At 46.6% G+C, this 11,613-nt stretch carries 12 protein-coding genes; 3 read left to right on the top strand and 9 right to left on the bottom strand.

Translation table 11 applies throughout. The features are described 5' to 3' along the window. Window positions 1-517: 517 nt before the first annotated feature. The 4 genes from BM184_RS14745 to pta all read right to left on the bottom strand — a co-directional run bounded on the left by BM184_RS14745 (window position 518) and on the right by pta (window position 4,296). A complete protein-coding gene (locus tag BM184_RS14745) occupies window positions 518-1,468 on the bottom strand; it encodes a metal ABC transporter substrate-binding protein (RefSeq protein ID WP_086943993.1) in 951 nt (316 codons plus the stop codon). Between the two features lie 684 nt (window positions 1,469-2,152). Next, window positions 2,153-2,683, bottom strand: coding sequence for a GNAT family N-acetyltransferase (locus BM184_RS14740; RefSeq protein WP_086943984.1), 531 nt, complete (start codon window positions 2,681-2,683; stop codon window positions 2,153-2,155). A gap of 1 nt (window position 2,684) precedes the next feature. Then, window positions 2,685-3,167, bottom strand: a complete 483-nt coding sequence (gene tsaE, locus BM184_RS14735; protein ID WP_086943985.1) for a tRNA (adenosine(37)-N6)-threonylcarbamoyltransferase complex ATPase subunit type 1 TsaE — start codon at window positions 3,165-3,167, stop codon at window positions 2,685-2,687. Between the two features lie 154 nt (window positions 3,168-3,321). Continuing rightward, complete coding sequence (gene pta / locus BM184_RS14730) at window positions 3,322-4,296, bottom strand: phosphate acetyltransferase (RefSeq protein WP_086943986.1); 975 nt, start codon at window positions 4,294-4,296, stop codon at window positions 3,322-3,324. A 224-nt stretch (window positions 4,297-4,520) separates the two neighbouring features. Here pta and BM184_RS14725 point away from each other — a divergent pair, with 224 nt between their 5' ends. Next, on the top strand, window positions 4,521-5,006 hold the full coding sequence (locus tag BM184_RS14725) for a glutathione peroxidase (protein WP_086943987.1): 486 nt from the start codon (window positions 4,521-4,523) through the stop codon (window positions 5,004-5,006). A 62-nt stretch (window positions 5,007-5,068) separates the two neighbouring features. On the opposite strand, the gene BM184_RS14720 is transcribed toward BM184_RS14725, so the two are convergent. Further along, on the bottom strand, window positions 5,069-6,568 hold the full coding sequence (locus tag BM184_RS14720) for a gluconokinase (protein WP_086943988.1): 1,500 nt from the start codon (window positions 6,566-6,568) through the stop codon (window positions 5,069-5,071). A gap of 203 nt (window positions 6,569-6,771) precedes the next feature. Here BM184_RS14720 and BM184_RS14715 point away from each other — a divergent pair, with 203 nt between their 5' ends. Next, window positions 6,772-7,548: a PHP domain-containing protein gene (locus BM184_RS14715; RefSeq protein WP_086943989.1), complete on the top strand. Its 777-nt coding sequence runs from the start codon at window positions 6,772-6,774 to the stop codon at window positions 7,546-7,548. 39 nt (window positions 7,549-7,587) lie between these two features. Then, a complete protein-coding gene (locus BM184_RS14710; RefSeq protein WP_245830792.1) occupies window positions 7,588-8,679 on the top strand; it encodes a chromate transporter in 1,092 nt (363 codons plus the stop codon). A gap of 65 nt (window positions 8,680-8,744) precedes the next feature. Here the strand turns inward: BM184_RS14710 and BM184_RS14705 are convergent, their stop codons facing one another. The 4 genes from BM184_RS14705 to BM184_RS14690 all read right to left on the bottom strand — a co-directional run. After that, window positions 8,745-9,761, bottom strand: a complete 1,017-nt coding sequence (locus BM184_RS14705; protein WP_086943990.1) for an ABC transporter ATP-binding protein — start codon at window positions 9,759-9,761, stop codon at window positions 8,745-8,747. After that, window positions 9,721-10,599, bottom strand: a complete 879-nt coding sequence (locus BM184_RS14700) for an ABC transporter permease (protein WP_086943991.1) — start codon at window positions 10,597-10,599, stop codon at window positions 9,721-9,723. The genes BM184_RS14705 and BM184_RS14700 overlap by 41 nt, the downstream gene beginning before the upstream one ends. Window positions 10,600-10,602: 3 nt before the next feature. After that, a complete protein-coding gene (locus BM184_RS14695) occupies window positions 10,603-11,286 on the bottom strand; it encodes an ABC transporter permease (protein WP_177208695.1) in 684 nt (227 codons plus the stop codon). A gap of 41 nt (window positions 11,287-11,327) precedes the next feature. Then, the coding region (locus tag BM184_RS14690; RefSeq protein ID WP_143091154.1) for an IS66 family transposase at window positions 11,328-11,613 on the bottom strand (286 nt) is incomplete at its 5' end.

Genomic DNA, 11,613 nt, shown 5'->3' with positions numbered 1-11,613 from the left:
TTCCCAACATGCCAGCTAAATGGACAAAATTAATCTCTTTATCTCAAGATTGGCTGATGGACCAAACCCCTTAACTTTTGGCACCGGAGCCCTCTAAAAAAGAGAGAACCAATAAACTAAACAAACGGCGGAGCGTACTCTTTACAATCCGAAAAGCCAATGGTTTAGAATTTTCTAAGCCAAGGGCTACTTTGTGCTGCTCCTTTTGTATACCGTCGCCCTTGACGGCAAAGGAAGAAACCATTGGCTCGGTTGTCAAGAGCGTTTGTTTCACCTAACTTTGAATAGCAGGGCTTGGTTTTTCACATCACCTCGTTATTTTGGGCAGTTTCCATAGAATTTTTGGCACTACCTCCGACAATACCTTCCCATTGACTGACACAAGCGCATGTTGTTCGACTGAAAGCGGCTTTTGAATCGACTGTTTACCGGTTTCGATGTAAGCTTTTTCTGCTGTCTTTTCTCAACCAAATCATAGCACGCAAACGCCACAAGGGGGAACAATAACACTTCTGGATCAGTTGATGCTTTTCTTCAATGCCTCAAGATTTTCCAGCATGGCCGAAATATAATCCGAACCACTTTCCTGATCCTCTTCGGTGATCCCTTCAATGGGACTTAATACCGCCAATTCCACTCCGACCTCTTCGGCAAGCGTCTCCGCCGTCTGTGAAGAGGCATTGTTCTCAAAATAAATGTGCGAAATATTGTTGGCCTTCACGTAATCGGAAAGTGTCGCCAAAGCAGCCGCGCTCGGCTCGCTTTCGGCATTCAGCCCCGTTACGGACATTTGAACAAGATCATAGCGGGCCGCCAGATAGGCGAAGGCAGCGTGCTGTGTCACGAAAGTGCGGTTTTCCGCTCCGTCAAAGGCAGCGCGGTAGGCTTCATCCAACTCATTCAGTTTCCCGTTATAAATTTCGGCATTTTCCAGGTAATCCTCAGCATGGTCCGCATCCGCTTCGGCCAGTCCTTCCGCAATCGTCGTAACCTCTGTCTGCGCCAGCACAGGGTCCAACCATACGTGCGGATCGACAGTATGGGTATGCCCCGTCTCCGCATCTTCCTCCTCGGACTCGTGATCATGCTCGTGGGCGTCGCCTTCATACTCCAATAGCGTGATCGCTTCGCTTGCACGAATGACCACCATATCCGAAGTATCGATGGAAGCCAGCACATCCGGCACCCACGTCTCCATCTCCGGGCTATTGTAAATGAAAACATCCGCATCCTCGATTTCGGCGATCATCTGGCTTGATGGCTCAAAGGAATGCACTTCCATTCCGGCTTCCAAAAGCAGACTTACGTCGGCATCGTCCTGCGCGACCTGCTTCGTAAAATCGTACATCGGATAAAATGTCGTGACGACCTGCAGCTTGTCCGACTCCGTACTTTCTGTTGTGTTCCCGACTGCTCCGCAACCGGCCAATAGTGCAGTTGTCCCCAATAGCGACAACGCCCACTTCATACTCTTTTTTTGTTTCACCTTTTTCCCTCCGCCTTCTCTTTATGGACTATCCGGAATCGGATAATGATTTTCCGTCACTAAATCGTAACGATTACGTTTTAAAGGATAGCTTAAAGATTCTGCGGATGCAAGCATTTTGTGTCCAATAATTTATTTCTTCATATATACAAATTTTTACACCTGATAAAATTACGTACCTAACAAGAACCAAAAAAAGGAAGTGCTCCAACAATCGGAACACTTCCTCCTAAATCAGTAGCCTCATCCTCGCTTCATTGATTGTTCAATCTTAATGATCTACGAACTTTTCAATACTGGTTATGCTTGTCTTTCAGGCAAGTCATATAAGCTTACGCTTCCAGCTGCTTGAATGAAATCTACTGTTTATTAATCTTAGAATGGTTCAAGTTTTCATGGCTTAGAAATGCATCTAGGCCACAAATTCCGAACCATCTAAGACTTTGCATTAACAGCTTAACTGAAAAGCTGTTAACCGGAAAATCTTTTTGAAGGATTTCCCTGAAAGAGTGGCATACTCTTTTTTGTTTCTTTGTCTTACTTAGTATGTCTCTCTTTGTATAGTTATAATAACATGTAAGCGCTAACACGTCAAGTGGGAAATGGCGGTTTAGGCAAAAAATTTCAAATTATTTTTTGCCTAAACCGCCATTCTGTACCTGCATATTAGTCGATCATCAGACTCATCATTACGCCATCGATAAATTCCCCATCGATCAGCATGGCACGCGGCATCACCGCTTCTTGCTGGTAACCCATTTTTTCATAAAGATGGATGGCCCGTTCGTTTCCGCCATGGACCGTCAGCTCCAAACGGCGGATCACGCCGCTCTCGATTGCCCAAGTCTCGATTTCCTCCATCAGAACCGAACCTATTCCGAATCCCCAATAATCCTTCTCGACAGTGATGCCGACTTCACCTACATGCCTAAGCTTGGGCTTGTCCGTTGCCCCGACGGACGCCAAGCCGATCAATTGCTTGTTGTTTATCGTCGCAATCAGCATCACGTTGTTGTCTTTCTCCATCAAATCTTCCAGATACAATTCCTCGAAGGCTTCGGACAATTCCAAACCTTCAGCCCCATATGCCAAATAAGGCGTTTCGGCGCCGGTTTTTTTGCTGAAGGCGATGATATCTTTTGCATCGGCCGGGATGGCTTCCCGGATCATGATTTCGACTTTCTCTCTTTTGCGCATACTATTGTCCTTCTTTCGTGAGTATTCCCTGCAACGTTTCGACCAAAGCATCATAGCGTTCGCCGGTCGGGAGAAAAGTGATTTCCCGGTTTTCAAAAAATTCCCCGGCAGGAACCAATCGGATCGTCAAATACGCATCCGGCAATTCCTCTTCGATGAACTTAGCCCACTCAATCACGGAAACGCCATTCCCATAAAGATATTCTTCAAAACCCAAATCATCGCCCCCGACATCCTCCAAACGATAGACATCCATATGGTACAACGGTAACCTGCCTTTTGTGTACTCTCTGATCAAAGTATAGGTGGGGCTCTTTATGACCGTGTCGATGCCCAGGCCCTTCGCCAAACCTTTTGTAAAGGTCGTTTTTCCGGCACCTAGATTTCCCTCCAGGAGTATGACATCTTTCGGTTCCAAAAGCTGCGCCAATTGCGCAGCTATCCACATCGTTTCTTCTTCATTCTTTGCTGTTAAGGTGAACATCCTGAATCTTCCTCCATCTTCACCAATATATTTTATTCCATTCCTTATTATAGAAATATTCACTCCGGAATGCACCTTTTTTCTGCGGATGGTGCAGCTAGGAGTACAAAAAAAATGGAAAGCCGGATTTGGTCCATGCTTTCCATTTTTTTCATTAATCAAGCAAAGTTTGGTTTGCTGTGATGATGGCTGTCTTGTAGACATCCTCTTCGTTACATCCGCGTGACAAATCGGAAATCGGTTTGTTCAAGCCTTGCAGGATTGGGCCAACCGCTTCGAACCCGCCGAAACGTTGTGCAATCTTGTAGCCGATGTTTCCTGACTGGATTTCAGGGAAAATGAATACTTTAGCTTTGCCGGCAACTGTTGAGCCAGGAGCTTTTTGTTTAGCGACCACTTCAGAAAAAGCAGCATCGAATTGCAATTCGCCGTCGATGTTGTATTGAGGAGCCAATTCTTTTGCGATTCTTGTAGCTTCCACAACTTTGTCGACTTCCGGTGATGCTGCTGAACCCTTTGTTGAGAAGCTCATCAAAGCAACATTTGGTTGGATTTCGAACATTTCAGCTGTCTTAGCACTTTCAACAGCGATTTCAGCCAATTCCTGAGCACCAGGATTGATGTTGATTGCACAGTCAGCGAAAAGGAATCTCTCAGTACCACGGATCATGATGAAGGCACCACTTGTGCGGCTTACGCCTGGTTTTGTTTTGATGATTTGAAGTGCAGGACGGACAGTATCACCTGTCGAGTGAACAGCGCCGCTCACCAGACCATCGGCTAAGCCCATGTGTACCAGCATTGTTCCGAAATAATTCTCATCCAACAACAATTTTCTAGCTTGTTCTTCAGTGACTTTACCGTTACGGCGAGCGACAAAAGATGCAACCATTTCATCGATTTCAGCATAATCAGTTGGATCGATGATTTTGATGCCATTAAGTCTGAATCCGCGGCCTTTTGCAGCTTCTTTGACTGCATCCACATTTCCGATAACGATTGGTTCCACTAAGTCTTCCGCTTTAAGACGTACGACTGCCCCTAAGATTCTTGGTTCTAAGCCTTCCGGGAAAACGATTTTTATTTTTTTTCCTACGATTTTTTGGCTTAAGCCTTCAAACATGTCCAAAAAAAATCCCTCCAGATTCGATTTATAATACTCAACTATCATACAGCAAACGAGAAAAAAAAAACAGTCATTTATGGAAATTACTGTTACAATTTCATCATTTCTCATGAAACTGTCATATCTCCTTCGATTTTTCGTAGACCTTTTCTTTTGCAATCCTTTTCATTGTTGTTTATACTATGTTTCAACACACATGAGTAGCATAACCAAAGGAGTCCTTCAATATGTCCATTTATGAATATTCAGTAACTAAAACAGATCAGTCATCTGTATCATTGGAACAGTACAAAGGAAAAGTTATCTGCATCGTCAATACAGCTTCGAAGTGCGGTTTGGTGGGTCAATTGGATGAACTGGAGGAGCTTTACGAAAAATACAAAGGCAAGGATTTCATCGTTCTGGGCTTTCCATCGAACCAGTTCAATAACCAAGAACCCTTGAACGGCGCAGAAGCAGCTGAATTCTGCCGACTCAATTACGGTGTCACTTTCCCGATTTTCGATAAGATTGAAGTGAACGGAGAAAATGCTGATCCGCTCTACAAATATTTGGTCGAACAGACTGGAGGCGGCGCCATCAAGTGGAATTTCACAAAATTCCTGATTGGCCGCGACGGCGAAATCCTCAAACGTTTTGCCCCGATCACCGCACCAAAAAAAATGATAAAGCTGATCGAAAGCGCACTGGAGCAACCAATAACTGATGAGTAGACAAAAAAGGCATAGCCACTGAATTTCTTCTCAGTGTCTATGCCTTTTCCTTTGCTTCAATTTCATTTTTCTGTATAGAATTGCTGCAATAGCTTGCTCATTTCTTGGTAACGCGGGAACATCGCTGCATAGACAGACTTGCTGTCTTCGTTCGGTTGATGTTCGATTGAAGCGCCCATCATTTCCTCTGCGTCATCCACCGATTCCACCAGGCCCAAGCTCTTCAGCGTGATCAAAGCGGCACCCGTACAGGAACTTTCGAAAGTTTCCGGGAATTCGATCGGCATACCGATGACATCCGTCAAGATTTGGCGCCAGACTTGCGAGCGCGAAAAGCCCCCGCTGGCCATGACTTTTGTCGGTTCCCCGTTCATCGGGATGACCGCCGCAAGCACATCCTTCAGATTCAGACAGATACCCTCCAAAACGGAACGCAAAAAATGCTCTTTCGTATGCAACATGTTGATGCCGCTGAAATTCCCTCTGACATCCGCATTCCATAAAGGCGCCCGTTCGCCGTTCAGATAAGGATGAAAAACCAAGCCATCCGCACCCGGTGCGACGTTTGCGATCATCTCCATCGCTTTATCATAGAGATCCTCATCGGCAATATTCGCCGGCAAAAATTGTTTGATGGCCCAGTCAAAGATGTTCCCACCATTGTTGACGGCTCCGCCGTTCACATAATGGTTTTCATCCAGGATGTAACTGAACGTACGTCCTTCCGGGCTCACATAAGGTTTTTCGCTCGTCATCCGAACCGCACCACTCGTACCGATTGTGATTGTTGCAGTACCGGCGCGAATCGCTCCCATGCCCAGGTTGGCCAAGCAACCGTCATTCCCCCCAACAATAAAGGGCGTGTCCGCATCCAGCCCCAACAAATCAGCCACTTCCTCCGAGAGTCCGCTCAGTTGGTGACCAGGGCTTACCGGCAACGGCAGCATTTGACTCGTGATGCCGCAGAATTCCAGAATCTCCTCATCCCAGCGGAATTCCCTGATGTTGAACAAACCGGTAGCTGATGCAACAGAATAGTCCACAATGAATTCACCGAAGAGGCGCCAAAGAATGTATTCTTTAATGCCGATGAACCAGCGTGCTGCTTGGAACACTTCGGGCTTTTCCGCCTTCAACCAAAGAATTTTGTTCAATGGGGACATCGGGTGCAACGGTGTGCCAGTTTTTTCATAAAAACGTTGGCCCACTTCGGAATGCTTCAGCATGCTGGCGTATTTTTTCGAACGATTATCCGCCCACGTGATACTCCTCGTCAGCGGCACTCCTTCCGCGTCCATAAGGATCAAACTGTGCATAGCGCTCGAAAAACCGATGCCGGCAATATCTGTCGGGCCCAGTTCCGCTTTCTCTATCACTGCTTTAATCGTCTTTAATACGGCAGAAAAGATCTCATCCAAGTCTTGTTCCGCCATTTCGGGATTTTCTTTAATTAATGGATAATGCGCGTACGCTGATTCATAAGCAGAGCCGTCCGTTTCGTACAGTACGGCTTTTGTGCTTGTGGTACCGACATCCACTCCCATGACATATCGTGCTGCCAAATAAAAAACCACCAATCCAAAAAATTTATCTTATTTTTCACGACCTTCATCATTATAGCAAAATTCCACAAGCATGGGTGCAAATTTTTTGATAATCTTCTATATTCTGCTTTCGGTCGTTTACATTTTTTTAACGCAATCTTTTCTGGATATCCATCGCCGTCTGCTATACTGATGACATCTATGCACAAGGAGGAATGATTTTGGGATACTATGATCAACACATGCACACGCATTTTTCCCCCGATTCCGCGGAATCATTTGAAAATTATCTCGAGGAAACCGATGGGATACTCGTCACAACGGAACATCTGGATTTTCATGATGCCTATAACGGCGGTGTGGATACCGTCTTGGATTATGCCGCCTATTCAGAAAAAATAGACACCTTGAACGCGGTCCATGATGGGCGCATCCGCCGGGGCATCGAAGTCGGTTACACCCCGGAATCCCACACACAGATCGAGTCCTATCTCGAAGGCAAAGCCTTCGATGTCATCCTTTTGAGCGTTCACCAAAATGGGCTTTATGATTACCTGCAGCCGATCATCGATGAGATGGATCCCAAAGCGGTTATGAAGGAATATTTCGAACTTTGTACGAAAGCTGTCCGCCAAGTCGATGGCGCAAATGTCTTCGCGCACTTTGATTACGGAATCCGTCGCCTGCCGGTCACAGCAGATGATCTGCGGGAATTCGAGCCTGAACTAAAAGAACTGCTCAAAGAAATATTGGCGAAAGAAATGGCGCTTGAATTGAACACCCGCAGTATGTATGAATACAAAAATGCAGACTTGTACCGCTATATGATCGGTCTTTATCTGGAAATGGGCGGAACCCGCTTCAGTCTTGGTTCGGATGCACACAGCATCAAAAAGTACCGTTACCATTTCAACGATGCCATCGCCCTGTTGCGCGAGTTTGGCGTAACTGGATTGACCCAGTTCAAAGACCGGATCGCTTATACTGAGCCCATTTGAAACTGCTGGCCACTATAATTTTTACATTGGAGGGATTCCGTGACTTATTCTAAAGATATCTACAAGGAAATTTGCCTTGTTTTTGCCAAGTTGGGCCTGTTTGCCTTCGGAGGTCCGGCCGCGCACATCGCCATGATGGAGGACGAATTGGTGACGAAGCGCAAATGGCTCACCAAACCGGACTTCATGGATCTGCTCGGATTCACGAATCTGATTCCCGGTCCGAACTCGACGGAGCTGGCTATCGCTCTGGGCTACAAACGCGGCGGAAAGATCGGGCTCTTCTTGGCAGGCATCTGCTTCATCTTTCCGGCCATGACAATCGTGCTGCTGCTTGCCATGTTCTATAAACAGTACGGTGAAGTGCCGCTCATCGAAACGATCTTCACAGGCATCAAACCGGTCATCCTGGCGGTCATCATCCAGGCCCTTTTCCGTCTGGGGCAGACGACCATCAAGGACACCAAATCGCTGCTTTTGTTCTTGGCTGCCTATCTGCTGTCTCTGATGGGCGTCGGCGAAATCACGATTCTCATCCTGACCGGATTGATGATGTTGCTGATTCAGCAGTCAGCCAAATGGCGGTCGCGTCATCTGGCGGTCGAACCTATGTCGCTGACGCTGTTGTTCCTGACCTTTTTGAAGATCGGCTCGGTCCTTTACGGGAGCGGTTATGTACTGCTGGCTTTTCTGCAGGCTGAATTCATCGATCGCTACGTTGCGCTGACCAGCACCCAGTTGTTGGATGCGGTCGCGATTGGTCAGTTCACCCCTGGTCCCGTTTTCACGACGGCGACTTTTGTGGGTTACCTGATCCAAGGCGTACCGGGTGCCCTATTGGCGACGGTCGGCATCTTTTTGCCTTCCTTCCTGTTTATTTTGTTGCTGCACCCCTTGTTCAACAAACTGCGTTCATCCAAACTCTTCGCCGGCATTTTGGATGGGATCACGGTCGCTTCGTTGGCATTGATGGCTTCGGTTTCCTGGCAATTGGGGATGGCCACCTTCGTTTCTTGGATCAGCGTCCTCATCTTCGCAGTCAGCTTCATCGGCCTCATCAAATTCAAGGTGAACTCCTCCTATCTGATCATCATGGGTGGATTCATCGGGTGGTTGGTTACGATGTTATAAACGCAGCGCCCACAAGAAAAGCCCCTCATCACTTGCCTTTTTCTGGCGGTGATGAGGGGCTCTTTTTAAAACTCCAAAATATTGCGCTTCTCTACTTTCAGAAAGACCTGTTCGCCTTTATCAAGCAGATTGAAGGTACGATACAGATGATCCGCGCGCAGCGCAACGCCTTGGTCGGTTTGGATCACATAGGACAAAATGTTCCCGCTGATTGTTTCATCGACCACTTTCCCTTTGAAATACAGGTGTTCTTCCGTCTGAGGCTGTGGATCCTTGAAGTACTCGATGGCCTCCGGACGGATAGCGACTTGGCTTGCCTGCGTTTTACGCTGGGTCAATTTTTCAAAATCCGAGCTGTCCAACAAATTGTAGTTGCCGATGAACGAAGCCACGAAATGCGTTTCGGGATGCGTGTAAATTTCGGTCGGTGTACCCGACTGCTCGATTTTTCCGGAAGCCATGACATGGATCACATCCGACATCAGCATCGCTTCATCCTGATCATGCGTGACGAAGATTGTTGTGATATGCAGTGCCTTCTGGATACGGCGGATCTGCTTTTGGAGATTCTTCCGCAGCAACGCATCAATAGCAGACAACGGCTCATCCAGCAACAATACTTTCGGTTCGGTCACGATGGCGCGTGCCAAGGCAACCCGTTGCTTTTGCCCGCCGGACAATTGCGCCGGATAATGGTTCTCTTTCCCCGATAGGTCAACGAGTTCGATGATGCGGGCGACTTTTTCCATGATCACACTCTGGTTCATTTTCTGCATCTTCAAACCAAATGCGATGTTCTCCGCTACATTCATGTTGGGGAACAACGAGTATTGTTGAAAAACCATCCCGATATTCCGTTTTCCCGGCGGCAAATCCGTCACATCCTGGCCGTTGATGTGAATGCTTCCCCCATCAATACTTTCAAAACCCGCCAACGAACGCAGTAAGGTTGATTTCCCGCAACCGGATGGCCCCAGCAAAGTGACCAAATCGCCTTCATTTATTTGCAGATTGAGATTTTTCAAAACCAAATTTTCACCGTCATATGATTTTCGAATGTTTCTGAATTCTATATATGCCATTGTTTCTCCCCTGTACTTTACGAAAAATGTGAATCCTTTGTGTTTTTGCTCTTTTTGTCTCTTTCGATCCCAGATAACCCGCCAAGTTCGTCAAAATCAGCATGATGCAGAAGATGACCACGGAAATTGCGCTGGCCGCATGTCCCGAAACGCCTCTGGTTTTATCAAGGAAAATACTGGTTGTTTCATAATAGCTGCCCGCAATGATATTCACCAAGACGAAATCGCTGAACAGAATGCCTATCGAGAGCAGGATTGTAGCAACCAATCCCTTTAGAACACTAGGTACGATGATTCGGAAATAGGCGTACAGTTTACTGGCGCCCAATGTTTCCGCAGCCTCCAGAATCGGCATGACTTCCAGCGTGGTCAAAGCATTTTTGATGCCTTGGTACATATAAGGCAAGATGACGATTCCGTAGGCACAGCTCAATAAAAAAATGCGGTTCGACAAAAAGGTGCTGGAAGATGCGTACAGCGAAATGATTGAGACTGCAAGTATGACCCCTTGAATGCCGTAGGGGATTTTTGACAACAGGTCCAAATATTTATCGCCTTTCGGATAATGGATCTGCACGACATACATCGCCAACAAAAGGAGCATCAACAGAACAAGCGTCGGTATGATCGCAATCAGTAAAGACCTGCCTATCGCGCCTGCCATCCCGCCTGAACCCGCAAAAATACCGCTGTAGAATTCAAACGTGAACCCTTCTGGGATGATGTTGCTCAAGTCCCTGAACAAAGAATTCAGCAGCGTCACAAACAGAGGCAGCAGCAAAATCACGGAAAGGATAACGATGATGAATGAAGAAAAGGCATTACTTCGTTTCTTCATTTTTTACACACCCTTTCTGAATTTCTTTAATAGGCTGTTACTTAAGACTGTCATCGTGCTCATCAATACGAGCATCACAATCGACAAGGCGCTTCCCAATTCCACCTGTTGGACAACATCACCCGTGAACATGGATGAAATCCGGATCGGCAATAAGGCATAATTGTTCCCGAGCAGGGCATACGGTGTCGCATAGGCTGCAAGCGCATTTGAAAAGAGAACGGAAAAGGTTCCGAAAATGCTTGGCAGCACCAACGGGAGACCAATTTTTGACCAGAATTGCCAAGCCGTTGCATTCATCAGGCTTGCCGCTTCCTTGTACTCTGTCTTGATGCCATCAAATGAAGGATAGAGTAATAAGGTAGCCAATGGAATCTGGAAGTAGATGAAGGTGATGAGTATCCCCGATGTAGTATACAAATCGTAGCTGTTCAATCCAGCCAGGTTCCATCTTTCCCCCAATGTTGTCAGGATCCCTGAATTCCCCAGCAACAGAATGAAGGCAAAAGCCAACACGATGCCTTGGAAGTTTGAGGTCATATTCAATGTCGTGATGTAGAACTTTTTCATTTTATCGCCCGCAGTGTGGATGGCATAGGCGCCCAGGAGCGCAATCGCAATCCCGATGAATGCGGACAGCACGGAAACGAACGTAAGCGCCAAATAACCAGGTATATACTGCAACACGAATAACCCTGCTACAATATGGATATCATATCGTAGTAGGGTTATTTGCAGTTTGCTTGAATTTCTGGACTCCAGGGCAAATAATCCTCAAGAAGATCAGATTCCTCTTTGAACGGTGTGTTCGGAAGTTCCTTGAACAAATAAGTCAGGTATTTGAATACATTCAGATTATTTGCTTTGGCAGTCTCAATGATGCTGTAGGCAATGCTGCTTGATTCAGCGCCCTTAGGGCTGGCATAAAAGTTCCATGCTTTACGGCCGACCACGAATGGTCTTATGCTTCGTTCCGCCAAATTGTTTGAAATTTGGCATTCACCGTCCAAAAGG

Origin of the sequence: Trichococcus pasteurii (assembly GCF_900112935.1) — a bacterium.
In the GTDB taxonomy this organism is placed as follows: Bacteria; Bacillota; Bacilli; order Lactobacillales; family Aerococcaceae; genus Trichococcus; species Trichococcus pasteurii.
Note: the sequence above shows the minus strand (reverse complement) of the source record. Positions and strands in the feature narration are given on the sequence as shown.